This is a genomic window from Achromobacter sp. EG18, from assembly GCF_059759395.1.
The window spans coordinates 5,704,139-5,721,823 of sequence record NZ_CM186213.1 but is presented as its reverse complement, the minus strand read 5'-3'; the positions used below and the strand labels follow the sequence as shown (position 1 = coordinate 5,721,823).

Below are 17,685 nucleotides of genomic sequence, written 5' to 3'. Positions count from 1 at the left end.
TCGTCATCGGCGCCGCCCTCCCCTCCGGCCGACAATGGGACTGGTCTTGCCCCCTGCCCCATCATGCCGCCCGATTTCCCCGACCTTCCCGCCGCGCCGATCAGCGAGGATGACATCCGCCGCCTGGTCCACCGGTTCTATGCCCGCGTGCGCCAGGACGACACGCTGGCGCCTATCTTCGACGCGCGCGTGACCGACTGGGATGCGCACCTGGCCATGCTGTGTGATTTCTGGTCCGCGCTGCTGCTGGGCACGCGCCGCTTCAAGGGCGCGCCGATTCCGGCGCACGCCCGCATTCCAGACCTGTCATGGCCCCTGTTCCAGCGCTGGCTGGCGCTGTTCCACCAGGTCACCGCGGAAGTCGGGCCGCCGCTGCTGCAGGCGCAGGCCGACGCCATGGCCGAACGCATCGCCGCCAAGCTGTGGCACGTCTGGCAGCAGCGGCACGCCATGCCCGGCCTGCCGGATACCCTGCCCGCGAACGTGCGTCCCTACCGCGACAGCCCCATGTTCACGCCCGACAACCTGCCCGCCGCATTGCGCGCCGCGCATACGACCAAGGCGGGAACCTGGGGATTGTTGACCGTGTACAGCGGCGTGCTGCGCTACACGCTGGACGATCCGCCGCACACCGAAGTGGTGCTGGCCGCCGGACAGCGCGTGCTGATCGCGCCGCAAGTGCGGCATCACGTCGCCTTCGAACTGCCTGGAAGCTTCCAGATCACGTTCTGCCGCGCGGATGGGGCCTCGCCGGCAGACGCCGAACGTTCGGCGTAGTCGCCCCGGGGCCCTGGGAGGCCGCGCCCGATCGGGCGCGGCAGGTGCTTACTTCTTCTTGCCCGAGGCGTCCTGCTCGACCACCATGTCCAGCACGTACACCTTCGACGGCGCGTCGGCCGGCGGGTTCTTCCAGTCGTAGCGCTTGACCCGCAGCACGGTGCGCACGCCATCGCGGTGATCGTAGCCTTCGATCGACTGGTACAGCGGATGCCAGTCTTCCTGCGGCGGCAGCTGCACCCCGGCGTCGTTGTAGCGGCGCTCACGCACCATCAGGCACTGGTAGCGCGGAATCATGGGATGGCTGCAGTCGGCGCGCTTGGGCGCCACTTCCAGGAACATGATCTCGCCGGCGCTGCCGTACAGGGTCTCCGGCGTCGGTTCGCCGACGAACTTCAGCACGCTGCCGTCCCGCGCCACCAGCTCCAGCGCGGGCTCGGCCGGATCGCCGCCGAGCGTGGCGCGCAGGTCGCCCTTCAGGCGCTGGCCGAACTCGGCGTCCAGCGTCATCAGGCTGGGCTCGCAGGCCTTCATGGTGGAAGCCAGATTGGCGACCTGCAGCACGCCGTTCTTGTAGGTATAGCCGCCGAACTGCGCATTGCAGCCGCCGCGCACGTTCAAGGCATCGGCCGTGAACGACAGGCGCAAGGGCTGTTCGACGCCCTTTTGCAGGGCGGGGATGGATTTGCCCGAGGCATCGGTGGCCGACACCAGGCGCCAGTAGTAGGCGGGCAGGCTCACCGCGTTCGCGGCGGGCGTCGCGGAAGAAGTGGACATGGAGGACGATCCTTCGCCAGGGGTGGTAACCGGTGCGCAAGCCTGCAGCAGCGCGGCGCAGACAGACGCCAGGAGAATTGTTTTTTTCATGGTGGGTTCCTATCAGCCGTGCGGCACTGGTGAAAACCCGGATTCTACGTCCGCGCCATGGACGAAATGGGCGGGTTCTGTCCTTGGACGTATCAAAATCTTGCCGCCTGACTGAACGCAGGCTGACACCTGCAAGCATCTCCGCCCGCGCCTTCCCCCTGCGGCGGCGCGGCCAATCCCGGTACGCGGCGCGGGCGGATCGCGGCCCGCCCCGCAATTACAGTCTGACACTCACGGGCCACGCCCCGGCGCAACACTCTGCGCAGTAATGCAGATCTTTGCGGGCGCCCACGCGTGATGGGGCGCCCGCCGCGTCTCAATCCACCCGCAGCATCCCGGCATCGTCGCGCACCCGGCCTTGCGCCTGCAGCGCCGACAACGCCAGTCCCAGCCGCGCCTCGGCATCCGCCAGCGTGCGCGACAGGCCCAGGAGGCGGCAGACCGACTTGATCACATCGGCCCGCGGCGCGTTGCCGGTCGTGGCCAGCACCCGCAGCACGCCGTTGGCCAGTTCTTCCAGGCAGACATCGTCGACGCGGCGGCGCGAGGCCTCGTCCTCGCCGGCGCCGCGAAAGTCCGCCCACGCCGCCGGCCGCGCGCCGGCGGGCCAGAGGAACGTGACCTCGCCTTCGCGCGTGCGGCCGCTGTCGGCCGGCGTCAGCTGGCGCAGGCGCTCGACGATGCGCGCGCCGGTGCGTTCCAGGCCCCAGGCCCGCGCCACCCGCCGATGCAGCACGCTTTCGGGCAGGGGGCCCTCGGTCTCGATCACCTGGCGCAGCTCGGCGGTCAGTCGCGCATTGTTGGCGCGGTCGTAGAACGCCTGCGCGTCGCCGGGCGCCAGATCGGTCACCTGGTAGGTCGTGATGGCGCCCGCCGCCGCGTTCGGCCGCGGCGGCGCCTGGCCCGGCATCGTGCCGGAACCGGCCGCGTCCACGCCATCCTCGGTGGTGATGGTGAAAGCCACGTCGTCCGCCTGCGCCGCGTCGTCCTCGCCGGAACCAGACTGTGGGCCAGGCTGCGGGTCAGGCTCCGGTTCGGGGGCGGGCCCTTCCTCCTCGCGCGCCAGTTCCGCGTCCAGGCGGGCCAGCAGCTTGTCCACTTCGCGTTCGGGATTGATCCACCAGTCGGTCGACCAGATCCGGTGCAGGCGCCACCCCAGCCCTTCCAGCACCACCTGCCGCAGGCGATCGCGGTCGCGCGCGGTGGCCCCGGCATGATAGGCGCGGCCATCGCATTCGATGCCCAGCAGGTAGCGCCCCGGCGCGCGCGGATCGACTACGCCCATGTCGATGCGGTAGCCCGAGCAGCCGACCTGCGGATGCACCACCCAGCCGCGCTCGCGCAGCACCTTGATCACCTGCGTCTCGAACGGGCTGTCGGGCTCGCGGCCCGTGGGCAGCGACTGCGCCACCAGCGCGCGCGGCCCCTTCAAGGCGAACTCCAGATAGTGCTTCAGGTCGCGCACGCCGGCGGCGCGCACGCGCGACAGGTCGATCTGCTGCGGCGCCAGCGTGCTGTAGATCACCACGCCTTCGCGGGCCCGCGAGATCGCCACGTTCAGGCGGCGGTGGCCGCCTTCGCCGTTGAGCGGGCCGAAGTTCATCGTCATCTTGCCGGCCGCGTCCGGCCCATAGGTGATCGAGAAAAGGATCACGTCGCGCTCGTCGCCCTGCACGTTCTCCAGGTTCTTGATGAAAAGCGGTTCGCGCGCCTGCGCCGCAATGGCCTTGTCGAGCGCGGCATTGGCGCGGCGGCGCGCATCCAGCAGCGTTTCGATGAGCGACTGCTGCGGCTGGTTGAAGGTCACCACGCCCAGGCTCTGGCGGCGCCGCGCCGGGTCCAGGTAATGGCGCTCGACGCCCTGCACGATGGCCTCGGCCTCGGCGCGGTTGGTGCGGCTGCCGCCGCGGTCGTAGACGCCGGCCACGCGCTCGAGCCGCACCGCCAAGTCGTCGGTGACCGGCGACGGGAAGGTGATGAGCTGCGAATCGTAGTAGGTCACGTTGCTGAAGGTGATCAGGCTTTCGTGGCGGCTGCGGTAGTGCCATTGCAGGCGCAGGCGGTTCATGTCGGCGCCCAGGCATTCGTCCAGGATGCTCTCCAGGTCTTCCACCTGGCCATCGTCGCCGGCGCCGTCGTCGTCGTTGGCCGACTTGCTGAAGAAGCTGGTGGGCGGCAACTGCTTGGTGTCGCCCACCACCACCAGCTGCTGGCCGCGCGCGATGGCGCCGATCGAATCCCACACCGGAATCTGCGAGGCTTCGTCGAACACCACCACATCGAACTGCGAATGACCGGCGTCCAGGTATTGCGCCACCGACAGCGGCGACATCAGCAGGCACGGCTTGAGGCGCGGCAGCAGCGACGGCAGGCGCTGCATCAGCTGGCGCACCGGCACGTGGCGGGCCTTCTTCTGCAATTCCCGGCGCAACAGGCCCAGTTCGCTGTCGGGACTGACCAGGACGGCATTGCTGGCCGGCACCTTGCCGGCCAGCAATGCCGCGATATGGGCCGACGTGAGTTGCTGGAAGCGGTCATCGGCCTGGCGGAACTCGCGGATCTTGCGATCGTGGTCGGCGCTGGAGAACGACCGCAGCAGCGGCGAATGGTCGATGACCTTCTTGACCCACCAGTTGCGATAGCTGAACTCGAAATGCGCCTCGACCCGGGCCAGCGGCACGCGCCCCTGCTCCAACGTCGCAACCAGGCCCTGCAACTGCATGCCGATGGCCTGCTCGCGCGCCTGGCGCCAGACGCACCACGGCATCAGGCTCTGCTTGTTCAGCCGCCATCCGGCCAGCACGGCCTGGATGCGTTCGAGCGCCCCGCCGTCGTGTTCCTGCCCCTGCAGCGGCATGGTGGGATGCGCCAGGCCCTCCACCACGGCAAGCTGGTCGCGCAGCGCGCGCCAGGCATTGCGGGTGTCGAGCAGGCGCCTGCCAAGCGCGGCGCCCGGCTGCAGGAAGGCGCGATTCTCGCCCACCAGCGGTTGCAGGCGCGTGCGCAGCGCGCCGGCCGCGGCCGGATCGCCGGCCATCAGCGTGACCGCCCCGGCGAAGCGTTCGGCCCATTGTTCGTGGCGCCCGACCTGTTCCCAATCCGTGTCCAGGCCGGCGTAGTCGTTCAACAACAGGCGTTCGGCATCGGCCTTCAGGGACGCCAGTTCCCGGTCTTCGGCATTGACCCGCGCCAGCGGCGCCAGCATCGCGTCAATGGCGGCATCGTCCGGACCACGCGCGTCGACACGAAACGCCGCCAGCCGCTTGCGCAGGCGCCGCTTGGCGAAGGCCGACTTGGGCCACCAGGCGGCACGCGCGGCCTGCCATTCGGCCTGCAGCGCGGCGCCGTCCAGGTCCGCCAGGCGCGCCTGCCAGGACGCGTCGACCTCGGCCCAATGCGCATTGCGCGCCAGGCCGTGACGGGCCAGCGCCTGCACCCGCTGGCGCGCCGCGGGATCATGCGCCTGCGCGGCCAGGCCGGTGGGCACCCGCGGCGCCGCCAGCAATACGTCGATTAATGCATCCAGGCGCGCATAGGCCTCCAGGCCCAGGCCGGCGACCGGCACGCCCAGTTCGGCGCCGGCGACGTCCACGCAGGCCTTGAACGCGTCCGCCGCCCGGTCCAGGGCCTGCGCCGCCGCCAGCAGCTCGTCCTGCCAGCTGGGGCTCCACCCGGTCATGCCGATGTGGGCCAGGGCGTGGCCATGCAGCGCGCCCAGTTCGCCGGACAGCGTCGACATGCGCCGCGCCGCCTCGCGCAACTGCGCCAGCTCGTCCTCGCCATGCGCCTGGGCATCGGGCCAACACAGCGGCGACGGTTCCTCGCCGCTGTGTTGGATGCAGGTGCCGATGGCGTCGTAGACCGTCAGGCCGTTGCCATGCCGCTGATGCAGGGCTTGGACCAGGCCGTTCAGCTCCTGGCGCAGCGCCGCCAAGCGCTCGGCTTCGCGGTTCCATTCATCGCTGCTGCGCTGGCCGCCCAGTTCCAGCGCCCGACCGAGCTGCTGCAGCACTTCGGACTTGCGCGCCTTGGACGAATGCAATTCCAGGCAGAACGGTCCCAGGCCGATATTGGCCAGGCGGCGATGCACCACCTCCAGCGCCGCCATTTTTTCCGAAACGAACAGCACCGTCTTGCCACGCGCCAGCAGGTGCGCGATCAGGTTGGTGATGGTCTGGCTCTTGCCGGTGCCGGGCGGGCCTTCGAGCACCAGGTCGCGGCCGGCATCGACCGCGCAGATCGCCTTCAACTGCGAGGAATCCGACAACAGCGGCGTCAGCAGGTCCAGCGGCCGGTAGCTTTCGTCCAGGCGCTCGAAGCGCGGATCCCAGGGCTCCTGCGCGAAAGCCTGGCCGGGGTGCTCGATCAGGTGCCGCACCACGCGGTTGGCCTTGAGCTGGCCGCTGCGGTCCTGCAGGTCCTTCCACATCAGGTATTTGGTGAACGAGAAAATCCCCAGGTGCACCTGCTCCAGCACTTCCCAGCCGACGATCTCGCGCACCGCCAGGCGGAACGCCTGCAACACCCGCGCCACGTCCACGCCCTTATCGTCGGCCGGCAGCGCATCCAGGCCGGGGATGCGCAACTCGTAGTTGTTGCGCAGCATCTGCAGCAACGTGGGGTTGATGATGGTCTCGTCATCGTGGCGCACCAGCCGGAAACCGCTGCGCACCGACTGGCGCTGCAGCGACACCGGCACCAGGATCAGCGGCGCCAGGTGACTGCTCTCGGCGGCGGGATGCTCGGTCCAGCGCAGCATGCCCAGGGCCAGGTACAGCGTATTCGCGCCGCCTTCCTCCAGCCCGGTGCGCGCGGCGCCGAAGATGGTCAGCAGGTTGGCGTCCAGCGCCTCCTGCGCCACGCGGGCGATCAGTTCCTTGTTGCCCAGCGCCTCCAGCGCCATGTCGTCCAGCGGCGCGCGGCCGCCACGGTCGACGTGCACCTGCGCCACGCGCGGGTCGCTGCCCTCCATCAAGGCGGCGGGCAAGGGACGGATGCGGAACTCGCCGCCGTCGGCAATGGCGTCTTCCAGCCGTCCCAGGTCGGGCACCACCAGCGGCAGGGTCGACTTGGTGTTCTTGAAATTCAGCAGCCGGTTGCGCAGCGTCAGGTCCAGCAGGCGCGATTTCCACTTGGCCAGGCGGCCTTCGGGCGTGTCGTCGGCCGGCTCCAGGCTGATGACGAACTCCGGATCCAGCGGCGGCAGCTGGGGCGTGGGTTCGATGGCGGCGGGCGCCTCGGAGGCATCGGCTTCGCCCGGCGCCGTGGCGCCGGCGCGCGACGGCAGCGGCTTGATCTGCAGCTCGCGCGCCCGGTGCACGTCGATGGCGTAGCGGAACGTATCGTCTTCGCGCAGGTGCGCGGCGCCCTGTTCCAGCGCCAGCCGCAGCGACGGCCGGAAACTCGGATGCTGGGCGATGCCGGTGGTCTCGAAGGCCAGGAATTCGCCGCTGTCCACGCGCTTGCGCACGGCCTGCACGTCGTCGGTCAGCGGATCGGCAAAGCAGGCCGGATGCAGCCACACGCCCACCCAGGCGTGGCCTTCCTTCATCAGGATCACGGGGCGCAGCCCGGCCTGCTCCAGGCACGACGAAAACAACATCGCCAGGTCCAGGCAGGTGGCCACGCGGGCCTCCAGGATGCGGTCGGGCGTGCGGATCTTCTGGCCGTCGACGCCGAACGATGCGGGCGGCTCGGCGTAATGCAGCGTTTCGGCCGCCAGCGTGCTGTAGATGGCCGACACCTGCTTCCAGACCACGTCTCGGCTCTTGGACTGGTAGCCGTTCATGGTCAGGTCGCTCTGCTGTTCGCGCAGCAGCCGGGCGGCCTTGCCGATGAGCCCGTCAACGGCCGGGTTGTTGGGCATGGAAAACGCGGCCAGCAATTCCGGCAGCGCGCGGGTGCCGGCCCACTGGTCATAGGCCAGCACCGCCACGGGCTGCGCGGCGCGGCCCACTTCGCGCCCATCGGCCTGCGCCGTCACCTCGATGGCCGCGCGCTGCGCTTCCTGCAGATCGGCCAGGTAGCCATGGTCGGGCGCCAGGTCCAGCGGCGCGATGCGGCGGATTTCGCCGGGCACCAGCACATCGAAGCGCAGCCGCACCGGCTGCGCGAAGGCCGGATTGCAGCGGATCTGGACCTCGACGTTCTCGAAAGTCTCCTGCGAGCGGTTGACCAGGCGCAGCGATCGCAGGACCGGCACCGCATTCTGGATGGAGGCGTAGCCCAGCGTCGGATCGGCCTCGATCTCGATCATCACGCCGTCCCGTGCCGCGACGTCCTGTCCGACCGGCTCCAGCGCCGCCATGCCGGCGCCATGCGCGGCGCCCTCCCGCATCGCCGGGGATTCCAGGTCCAGTCGCTTGTCCATCGATTTCTCTCTGCTCGGTTCTTCGCCCATTGGGCAGGGACTATAGACCGAAATCGATGGAATATTCGCGTCCGCCCCAACGTCCACAACAGGAGGGACCCACGCCGCGACGGCGCCGCGCCTCGTATCCCAACCCACCGGCCAAGCGCCTCGGCGCGCTGGCCGGCCCGCCGGAGAATCCCCGACATGAAATCGAATCGATCGACATTGCAACAGACACTGGCCGGCGCCCTGCTGGCGCTGGCCGCCGTGTCCGGCCCCGCCGCCTGGGCCGCGCAGGACCTGAACGTCTATGGCCCGGGCGGCCCCGCCCCGGCCATGAAGGAAGCGGCCGAGGCGTTCGGCAAGCAGCGCGGCATCGAGGTCAAGGTCACCGCCGGCCCCACGCCGGCCTGGGCCGAACAGGCCCGGCAGAATGCTGACGTGCTGTTCAGCGGCGCCGAGAACATGATGAGCGGCTTCGCCGCCACGCTGCCGGGCGTGTTCGACCTGCGCGATGCGCGCACGCTGTACCTGAGGCCATCCGCGATCCTGGTGCGGCCGGGCAACCCCAAGGGCATCCAGGGCTTCAAGGACCTGCTCAAGCCGGGCATCAAGGTCATGGCCGTCTCCGGCGCGGGCCAGACCGGACTGTGGGAAGACGTGGCCGGCCGCCTCGGCGACATCGAGACGGTGCGCGCCTTCCGCGCCAACCTGGTGCTGCCCGAAGCCGGCAACAGCGCCCAGGCGCGCAGCCAGTGGACCGAGGACAAGAGCATCGACGCGTGGCTGATCTGGAACATCTGGCAGGTGTCCAATCCGACGCTGGCCGACGTGGTGGCGGTGGAAGAGCCCTACCGCATCTACCGCGACGCTGGCGCGGTGGTTACGCGCCACGGCAAGGCCAATCCGCAAGCGCAGGCCTTCGTCGAATTCCTCGCGTCCGCCGAGGGCCGCGCGATCTTCAAGAAGTGGGGCTGGAAAACGGACTGACGCCGACGGCTGCGCGTCAGCGGCATTCGGCGATAATCGGGCAACTCCATGACCGCCCGGCCGCCGCCGGGTCACGCCGATGCGTATCCGCGCCGCCCTGCTGCTCTGCCCGCTGGCCCTTGCCCTGCACGCCCCGATGACGCGCGCCGACACCCGGGTGCAATCCCTGGACCAGGTGCCGGGCGCCATCAAGACCCAGGACGCCCGCAAGATGTACGACAGCCAGATGAGCGGCGCGCCCCGACCCGACGGCCTGGGCGTGCAACTGCCGGCGGGCTTCAGCAATGCCTTCCTGTTGCAGCAACTGGCGCCCGGCCAGAATCCCGCGCGCCTGCTGCTGGCGGGCGCCAAGGCCTGGCCGCAGCGCCCCGGATCCTACGTGGCGCTGGTGTGCCTGGCGGCCAGCGCCGAACGGGCCGAGCGCCTCAAGCAGTTCGGCGGCGGCGACTGCGCCAACCTGTCGCGCGACCAGGACAGGAACGAGATATGGGTCGGCGTGTTCGAATCGACGCCCGGCGCCGCGCCGCGCCTGGTGGCGCGCACCGAGGCCCCGGTGACGGAACCGACCGACTGGAGCGACACCGACATCGACCCGCCCATGGACCTGGCCATGCAGGATGCCGGCGCGCCCATGCTGTCCACGCCCGACAGCTGGAAGCGCTTCGATCTGGCCGCCTACAGGATCGCCCCCGACACCACCGCCTTCGGCCTGCGCGCGGGCTGGAGCGAGGGTTATGCGGGCGGCGGCGCCGATTTCGAGGCCCTGTACCTGTTCCGCATCGACGGCGCGACCCTGAAGGTGGTGTTCGCCCGGCCCATGTCGTTCGTCAAGAGCATCGCGGGCGACTGGAACCCCGATGGCACGCGCGAACACGATGAATCCGACGCCAGCAATTCGCTGCTGGTGCTGCCGGGCAAGACCGGCGGCTACTTCGACATCCAGCTGCGCCAGCAGGGCGGCAAGTGGAAGCGCACGTTCAAGTGGTCGGCGGGCAAGCAGGCGTACGAATAGGTCCCGCGCCGCCGTTCAGGCCGCATCCACGTAATTCGGTTTGCCGCCCAGGAATTTCAACAGTTCCTCGGGCTGGCTGACCTGCGCCAGCGGAATGAAATACACCTCATCCGCCACATCCGGACGCTGCACCGGAATGATCTGCAGATAATCCGGCGTCAGCGCGATCAACGAGATCTTGTCGTCTTCATAGCCGGATTCGAAATGGCTGCCGTTCTGGTCCAGCACGAAGCGGTCCGCGTAGAAACGCGCCGATCCCTTCAGGCTGGCGGCGCCCTTGAAGATGGTCTTGCGGATCATGCGCCTGAGCACCCACTTGGGCGTGGGCTGGCCGTTGCCCAGGCCCTTGATGATGCGCCGCGTCTTGGCAGCGGCGATGAAGCTCAAGGCCATCAGCAGCATCACGCTGGCGAAGACCGCCGTGTGCGCGCCCACCTTGCCGGTGGTCAGCTTCTCGATGCCGACGATGACGATGGAAGCCAGGAAGGCACCATGCCGTATCCAGGTCCAGGTGCGCGTGGCGGCGTTGACCACGTCGGCGGCGCGCTGGCGCTGCGCCAGCAGATGGGCCTCCAGCGTTTCCAGGGGCAGGTCGTAGTCGGCTTGGCTGATCGGTACGGCGTCGGTCACGGCGGGGCCTTTCTCTTTCTATATGCGGGCGGAAAACCCCGGATTATGCCTGCACGCGCAGCGCGTCCCGCTGCCGATGGCCGCACACGCGGCGTCCCAGGGTCTGGCCGCCCGCTGTCGCCGGCCAGGGTTCAGCCAAAGAAAAACCCGCAGGTCCCGGAATCGGGACGTGCGGGTTTCGAGAGGGGCGGCCCGGCGCGGCGCGCCAGGCGCGCGCCGGTTCAGCCGACCACGCGGAAGCGCTCGGCGTCGTCCATGAAGGCCTTTTCGCCAAAGCCGTTTTCGTTCGAGCCGAACGGCATCTGCGCGCGCAGCTTCCAGCTGGCGGGCACATTCCATTCACGCGCCACGCCGGCGTCGATGAGCGGGTTGTAGTGCTGCAGGCTGGCGCCCACGCCGGCATTGGCCAGCGCGGTCCAGACCGACAGCTGGGCCATGCCGCCCGCCTGTTCCGACCACACCGGGAAGTTGTCGGCGTACAGCGCGAATTTTTCCTGCAGGCTGCGCACCACGTCCTGGTCTTCAAAGAACAGCACGGTGCCGACGCCGGCGGCGAAGCTCTTGAGCTTGGCTTCGGTCTGGGCGAAGCTTTCGGCCGGAGCGACCTTGCGCACTTCCTCGATGGCCAGGTTCCAGAGCTTGTCGCTTTCGGCGCCGAACAGGATCACGGCGCGCGAGCTTTGCGAGTTGAACGACGAGGGGCTGTGCTTGATCGCGTCCTGGATCAGGGTCGCCAGTTCCTCTTTCGAGGCGGACAGGTTGCGGCCCAGCGAATACTGCGTGCGGCGCTTCTTCAGTGCGTCGAGGTATGCGTTGCTCATGAGGATATTGCCTTTCGACTGGTAGATAGAGGGGTAGGGAGTGAACAAATTCTACTGGCCGGTGCCGCGGGCGACCACCGTTCAAGCGCGGTTTTTGCCGGAACAAACTGTTCCAGTTTTGTAGCGAATGCCGCCCGGTCTCACGCCGGCAGCAATCGCGCATTGCCCACGGGCGTGGCTCGCGCCTGCAAGGCACCGCCCGCCCCCACCCGGAACGCCGCGACGGCCTGCCGCAAGTCGGCCGCCTGCACCCGCAAGGCCTCGGCGCCGGCCGACGCCTCCTCGACCCGGCGCGCGTTCTTCTGGGTATCCTCGTCCAGTTGCGCGATGACCTGCGCCACCTGCTCGATGCGGCCGGTCTGCGCCACCGACGCCTGCACGATGCCATTCATGGTGGCCGTGGTCTGGGTGATCGCTTCTAGGATCAGGTCCATGGTCTGGCCGGCGGCGCCGACGCGGTCCACGCCCTGGCGCACCGTGTCGGCCGACTGCGAGATCAAGGCATTGATTTCCTTGGCCGCCGTGGCCGACCGCTGCGCCAGCGAGCGCACTTCGCTGGCGACCACCGCGAAGCCCTTGCCCTGCTCGCCCGCGCGCGCCGCCTCGACCGCCGCGTTCAACGCCAGGATATTGGTCTGGAAGGCGATGCCCTCGATCACCGAGGTGATGTCGGAGATCTGCGCCGACGCCCTGGACAGGTGTTCCATCGTGTCGATCACGGCGTGCATGGTCTGGCTGCCCTGCCGCGCCGCGTCCATCGCCTGGCCGGCCATGTCGCCAGCCTCCTGGGCAGCATGGGCATTACGCTTGACCGCGCCGGTCAGTTCCTCCATGGATTCGGCCGTCTGGCGCAGCGCGCGCGCCTCGTCGCTGGTACGCGCCGACAGGTCGGCATTGCCCTGCGCCAACTGCACGCTGACCACCGATACGGCGTCGGCGTGCTGGCGCACCCCGCCCACCACCGAAGCCAGGTTGCGCTGCATGCCGGCCAGGGTGGCAAGGATGCTGCTGGCGTCGCCCTGCCTGACCGCGATCGGGCTGGCCAGGTCACCGGCGCTGACGGTTTGCGCGATACGCTTGAGCGTCGCCGGTTCCGCCCCCAGGGCGCGCGTGATGCGGCGCGCGATCAACCAGGCCAGGCCGGCGCCCAGCAGGATCGCGGCGCCGGTCAGCGCCAGCATCAATTGCTGGAAATCGACGCCCACGCGCCGCGCCATATCGCTCTGGTCCTTCATCAGGCGTTCCTCCAGGTCGATCATGCGGTTGATCGCCGCCAGCCACTGCACGAACAGGGGCCGCGCCTGATCCAGCAGCGGCCGCGCCTGCGCGGCGTCGCCCCGCTCCAGCGCCGTCAACAGGCGCTGCACCACGGGCAGCGTGCGCGTCTCGATCGCCTTGATGCCCGCCAGCGTCTCGCGTTCCTGGGCCGACACGTCGGCGCCCTGCGCGAACAGCGCGTCCATGGGCGCCGCTGCCTCGTCGTATTGGCGCTTGAGGCGGTCGATCTCGGCCACCAGCGTCCGCAGTTCGGCGGGAGCGGCCAGCACGGCGTCCCGCAAGGCGATGGAGCGGTCATGCACGCTGCCCCGGAAGGTGATGGCATAACGCTGCTTGACGCCGTGGACATCGTTGATGGCGGCGAGCGCGCCATTCATCCGGTTGACCTGGGTGATGCCGACCACCGTCAACAGCACCATCAGGCAGAGAACGACGGTGAAGCCGAGCATGATGGAACCGCCCGTGCTGCGCACCCCGCGCGAAGGGGAATGGGAATCCTGCATGAAACCTCCTGCGGCCACCCGCCGGATGAGCCGGACGGTGCCTATCGACTTAATTTAATAAAACTATCAAATATAGTTTTTTAATTATATATAACTATCGTTACGAATACAGCCTTTTCGCCCCGTTCCGCGCGGGGGTTTCGCGCTGCATCGACGTGCCCAGGACATACCGAGAGCCCGGATCCGGTCGCGGTCCCGGCCGCGATGCGCGATCGGTAAACTAGGCGGCATCTTTCTCATCCGCTTACGTCGTTCCCCTGATCGCCACATGACGATGGCCAGAGCGCCGAGCCTGGTCGCCAACGCTGGAGCCCCGCCCATGCTGAAAGACCGCCGATTCCAGATCTGGCTGGCCGTGTTCGCGCTGGTCGCCATGCCGCTTGTGGCACTGCTGTGGCCGCGCAGCCCGCAATACCCGTCCATCGGCGGCGGCGGCTACGACCTGTCCGGGTTCGTCTACACGCTCGCCCTGCTCGGCTTCAGCGGCGTGTGGTCCTTGGTCGCACTACTGGTGGCTTTCGGCCGTAACGAGGCCACGGCGGCCAGGCGGGCCTACGCACTGGCCGGCATCGGCGCCGCGACATTCGTGACGGCGGCCATCGCCTTCGGCCACCACCTGCACTAAGGAACGCATTACTTCAGGCTCGGGCGCGGATCCGAGCCGCAAAAAAAAAGGCCGGCACGCGAGGTGCCGGCCAGTCACGATCGCTTTGCCATGGCGGCGGACGCCAGGTCCGCGACCATCGGCAGCATCGTCGTCAGGTGCCGACGGCGGTACCGTCCTGCTTCCAGATCACCACCGTAGCCGGGCGCGGCCGGCTGGCAGTGGCGTCGTCGGGCCACTTGGAGGCCATGAGGGGATTGTTCTGCGCATCCGTCACGCTCGGGCCTTCGCCCGGGTGCTGGATGTTGATGAACAGGTACTTCTGGTCGGGCGTCCAGGTCAGGCCGGTCACTTCGCAACCGATCGGGCCGGTCATGAAGCGGCGGATTTCCTTGGTGGCCGGATTGGCGACCAGCATCTGGTTGTTGCCCTGCCCGGCGTAGGGGCCGGTGTTGGAGTAGTTGCCGTCAGTCTCGATCCACAGCAGGCCGCGCTTGTCGAAGGCCAGGCCGTCGGGGCTGTTGAAAGTGTTGTCCGTGGTGACGTTGGCCGAGCCACTGCGCAGGTCGGTGCGCGGGTACAGCGTCGGGTTGCCCGCCAGCACGAAGATGTCCCATTCGAAAGTCAGCGACGCCGGATCGCCGTTCTTCTCGCGCCAACGCACGATCTGGCCGTACTGGTTGGCGGTACGGGGGTTGGCGTCGTCGGCGCCCGGATGCTGCGGGCCGTTCGGATAGCGGGTGCCGCCGGTGCCGCGCGAGCTGTTGTTGGTCAGCGTGACGTAGGCTTCGCGGGTGGTCGGATGGGTGGTGATCCACTCGGGCCGGTCCATTGGCGTGGCGCCCACCGCGTCGGCGGCCTGGCGCGTCTTGACCAGCAGTTCGCCCATGTCCTGGTTGAACAGGGCGCCGAGCGTGCCGCCGGCCAGCGCCGGGGTATCGAGCTTGAGCGCAATCCATTCGCCCACGCCCATCGCGTCGCCCTGTGCGGCGCCGTCCAGGAAGCGCGCGACGTACAGCGTGCCCTTGTCCAGCAGCAGGCGGTTCAGCGCCGGGCGGGCCGGGTCGTACTTGCCGTCGGACACGAACTTGTAGATGTACTCGCTGACCTGGTCGTCGCCCATGTAGACCACCACGCGCTTGTCGTCGGCCAGCGTCATCGCGGCGTTCTCGTGCTTGAAGCGGCCCAGCGCGGTCAGCTTCTTGGGCGTGGAGTTGGGGTCGAACGGGTCGATCTCGACCACCCAGCCGCAGCGGTTGTATTCATTGGGCTCCTGCGCCCAGTTGAAGCGGTTGTCGTAGTGGTCCCAGCGGTACGAGCTGCTGGAGGTCTTGCCCGAACCCTTGTAGCGTTCCATGTGCTTCTGGTATTCGGCATCGGGATAGTTCACCGTGGTCGGGTCGGCAGTGCCGACGCCGAAGTAGTCGGTGAAGTTCTCTTCGCACGTCAGGTAGGTGTTCCACAACGTGTAGCCGTTGCCACAGTTGCCGAAGGTGCCGAAGCAGCGCGTGCCCGTCGGATCGGCGTTGGTGCGCACCAGGCGGTTGCCCGCCGCCGGCCCCACCAGTTGCATCGCGACGTTGGCGTTGACGCTGCGGTTGAAGGGCGAATCCAGCACCGGTTCCCACTTGCCGTTTGCCAGGCGCATATGGCGCACCGACACGCCATGGGCGTGCTGCGACTTGCGCACCCAGTCCAGGTTCCATTGCGCGTTGCCCGGCTGTACGCCCACCGGATAGAAGTAGTCCGGCGTGGTGTATTCGTGGTTGGTGACCATCAGGCCTTCCACGCTGCTGCCGTTGACGCTGTCGGTGCCATCGATCGGGAAGAAATGCATGCCGTCGTGGTTGTACCCGAGCTGGCGGGCCTGGTCGTCGCCGCCGTTGCTGGCGTCGGCCTTGAAGGCCGGCGCACCGACAAAGAGCGGATCGCCCCAGCGGTTGATCACGGCGAACTGGTAGCCCTCGGGGACCACCACGGTATCGGCGGTGCTGATCGGCACGGCCTTGAAATTGAGTTCCACGGGCTTGGCCGGCGTCTCGCCGCCCGGGTTGGTGCCCGGGTCGGTGCCCGGATTGCTGCCCGACGAATCGTCATCGTCGTCATCGCCGCCACAGGCTGTCAGGCCCGCGCCCATGAAGCCGACCGCGCCGGCGCCCAGGCCGGCCTTGAGAAAGCCCCGACGCGACACCGCGCGGCGCACCACTTCGTTGAAATGCACTGCCTGGGAGGGGTTGGACGGGATGTCGTCCTGGTCCGAAGAACTCATCAGTTTTCCTGTCATTGTCGGTGTTCTTGGCTGGCGCACCCGCGGGCCAGCCTCACGGCATGATCGTTCCCAAACATGACGTAGCGATAACAGCAAAATGAAAGGTTGGAGAAAACTCCACTGCCATCCAACGGATCCGGCCCAGGCGGCGGCCCATGCGAATCGGTCGTCCCGATGCTCGCCAAGAGCTTCATTGGCGAAAAGCCAAGATATCGCGTTCAACGCCAGGATAAGGAGCCTGATGCATTGGCGCTCCGTCAGCTGATCGTCGATGGCTGGCCCCGCGGCCAACGATTAACGACTGAGGCAACAAAAAACCCGCATCCTCCAGGAGAGATGCGGGTTTTTACGTGCGCCCAGGGAAAAGCTGGGACAAATTCTTGGTGCCGACGGCGAGACTCGAACTCGCACAGCTTTCGCCACTACCCCCTCAAGATAGCGTGTCTACCAATTTCACCACGTCGGCTAACTTCATCCAGAAAAGCCGTGGCTTCCTGGAAAGTCGAACATTCTATCACGTAATTGACGATTCGCGTGCATCCGCCCGCCGTGTCGCTCCAGACCCAGCCGCCCGGCGAGCCCCGCCCGGGCAACAAGCCCTTACAAGCGCGACAGGCCATGGCATCAATCTGTCATGTCGCCGGGCAATACTGGCATCCTCATGCGCACACCCGGGATGTTCCCGGGGAATTTCCTCCGGATATTCATATAAAAGGGAATTCGTTGGCGCGCATGCCTGGCCGGCTTACGATGCCAGCCATACACAACAGGGCCTCAGGCCCGTAGAAAAGGTTCCACCATGCAACGTCTGATATCCCCCATCCTGGCCCGTCGCCCCACGCTGCTCGCCGGCCCGCGCAGCTCGCGCCGTTACGACGCCGTCGTGTCCCTGCGGGCCTACCGCGAAGCGCGCCAGTTGCGCGAATCCGCCGAACGCATCCTCGCGGTGTCGGCGCGCCACATGCTGCCGGGCGCCTGAACACGCCTTTCCCGCAAAGGGCGCCATTGCGGCGCCGCCATGAAAAAAGGCCGGCTATCGCCGGCCTTTCTCATTGTGGCGGGACGCTTACTTGGCAGGCGTCTCGGCCGGCTTGTCGCCCGCGGCGGCCGGCGCCGACGGCACCGAAGCGTCCGGCTTGGAAGCCGGGGCCGGAGCAGGAGCCGAGCCGGCGCCAGGCACCGACGAACCGGCGCCAGGGACGGACGAAGCGCCCGGCACCGACGAGGCACCCGCGCCCGGCTGGGCCGGCGCGGCGCCCGGCACCTGCGGCACCGAACGGTCGGCCGGGAAGTTCTGCATCACGCCGGAATCGACGGCCGGGCCGCTCGTGCCCTTGTGGCTGACGTAGGCCAGGCCGGCGGTGGACGCGAAGAAGACCACCGCGGCCCACTTGGTGGCGCGCGACAGGAAGTTGGCCGCGCCAGTGGCGCCGAACAGGCTGCCCGACGAGCCGCTGCCGAAAGCGGACCCCATGTCGGCGCCTTTGCCCTGCTGCAGCAGGACCAGCACGATGATAGCCAGCGCCGAGATCACTTGGACGGCCAGCAGAAGTTTGAGCATCAAGGGCATTACAGACTCCGG

12 protein-coding genes and 1 tRNA gene are annotated in these 17,685 nt (G+C 68.2%); 5 read left to right on the top strand and 8 right to left on the bottom strand.

The genetic code is table 11. The features are described 5' to 3' along the window. Nucleotides 1-63: 63 nt before the first annotated feature. Nucleotides 64-777: a TehB-like domain-containing protein gene (locus AC6CR5_RS26435; protein WP_020924798.1), complete on the top strand. Its 714-nt coding sequence runs from the start codon at nt 64-66 to the stop codon at nt 775-777. Nucleotides 778-825: 48 nt separating this feature from the next. On the opposite strand, the gene AC6CR5_RS26430 is transcribed toward AC6CR5_RS26435, so the two are convergent. Continuing rightward, nucleotides 826-1,554 (bottom strand): META and DUF4377 domain-containing protein, encoded by a 729-nt coding sequence (locus AC6CR5_RS26430; protein WP_251200034.1) that lies wholly within the window; start codon nt 1,552-1,554, stop codon nt 826-828. A 406-nt stretch (nt 1,555-1,960) separates the two neighbouring features. Then, a complete protein-coding gene (gene proA / locus AC6CR5_RS26425; RefSeq protein ID WP_498085066.1) occupies nt 1,961-8,014 on the bottom strand; it encodes an anti-phage protein ProA in 6,054 nt (2,017 codons plus the stop codon). A 186-nt stretch (nt 8,015-8,200) separates the two neighbouring features. Between proA and AC6CR5_RS26420 the strand changes: the two genes are divergently transcribed. Further along, the gene (locus AC6CR5_RS26420) at nt 8,201-8,986 is read left to right on the top strand and encodes a substrate-binding domain-containing protein (RefSeq protein ID WP_026384240.1); all 786 of its coding nucleotides are present in this window, start codon (nt 8,201-8,203) and stop codon (nt 8,984-8,986) included. A 79-nt stretch (nt 8,987-9,065) separates the two neighbouring features. After that, a complete protein-coding gene (locus AC6CR5_RS26415) occupies nt 9,066-9,998 on the top strand; it encodes a hypothetical protein (RefSeq protein WP_006389144.1) in 933 nt (310 codons plus the stop codon). Nucleotides 9,999-10,013: 15 nt separating this feature from the next. Here the strand turns inward: AC6CR5_RS26415 and AC6CR5_RS26410 are convergent, their stop codons facing one another. The 3 genes from AC6CR5_RS26410 to AC6CR5_RS26400 form a co-directional block, all read right to left on the bottom strand. Further along, nucleotides 10,014-10,628 carry a hypothetical protein gene (locus AC6CR5_RS26410; protein ID WP_049054468.1) on the bottom strand — a complete coding sequence of 205 codons (615 nt, stop codon included), beginning with the start codon at nt 10,626-10,628 and terminating at the stop codon, nt 10,014-10,016. A gap of 221 nt (nt 10,629-10,849) precedes the next feature. After that, entirely contained in the window at nt 10,850-11,449 is a 600-nt protein-coding gene (locus tag AC6CR5_RS26405) for a nitroreductase family protein (RefSeq protein WP_006389142.1), read from the bottom strand. A 140-nt stretch (nt 11,450-11,589) separates the two neighbouring features. After that, on the bottom strand, nt 11,590-13,230 hold the full coding sequence (locus AC6CR5_RS26400) for a methyl-accepting chemotaxis protein (protein WP_498085065.1): 1,641 nt from the start codon (nt 13,228-13,230) through the stop codon (nt 11,590-11,592). A 319-nt stretch (nt 13,231-13,549) separates the two neighbouring features. Between AC6CR5_RS26400 and AC6CR5_RS26395 the strand changes: the two genes are divergently transcribed. Next, the gene (locus AC6CR5_RS26395; protein WP_053074801.1) at nt 13,550-13,855 is read left to right on the top strand and encodes a hypothetical protein; all 306 of its coding nucleotides are present in this window, start codon (nt 13,550-13,552) and stop codon (nt 13,853-13,855) included. 133 nt (nt 13,856-13,988) lie between these two features. Here AC6CR5_RS26395 and AC6CR5_RS26390 read toward each other — a convergent pair whose 3' ends face one another. Both AC6CR5_RS26390 and AC6CR5_RS26385 read right to left on the bottom strand, forming a co-directional pair. Continuing rightward, nucleotides 13,989-16,103, bottom strand: coding sequence for a PhoX family protein (locus AC6CR5_RS26390; protein ID WP_498085064.1), 2,115 nt, complete (start codon nt 16,101-16,103; stop codon nt 13,989-13,991). 381 nt (nt 16,104-16,484) lie between these two features. After that, a tRNA-Leu gene (locus tag AC6CR5_RS26385) sits at nt 16,485-16,569 on the bottom strand. A gap of 333 nt (nt 16,570-16,902) precedes the next feature. On the opposite strand from AC6CR5_RS26385, the gene AC6CR5_RS26380 reads away from it, so the two are divergent. Further along, nucleotides 16,903-17,082 carry a hypothetical protein gene (locus tag AC6CR5_RS26380; RefSeq protein WP_006389135.1) on the top strand — a complete coding sequence of 60 codons (180 nt, stop codon included), beginning with the start codon at nt 16,903-16,905 and terminating at the stop codon, nt 17,080-17,082. Nucleotides 17,083-17,169: 87 nt separating this feature from the next. On the opposite strand, the gene secG is transcribed toward AC6CR5_RS26380, so the two are convergent. Further along, nucleotides 17,170-17,673, bottom strand: a complete 504-nt coding sequence (gene secG / locus AC6CR5_RS26375) for a preprotein translocase subunit SecG (RefSeq protein WP_054445344.1) — start codon at nt 17,671-17,673, stop codon at nt 17,170-17,172. Between the last annotated feature and the right edge of the window lie 12 nt (nt 17,674-17,685).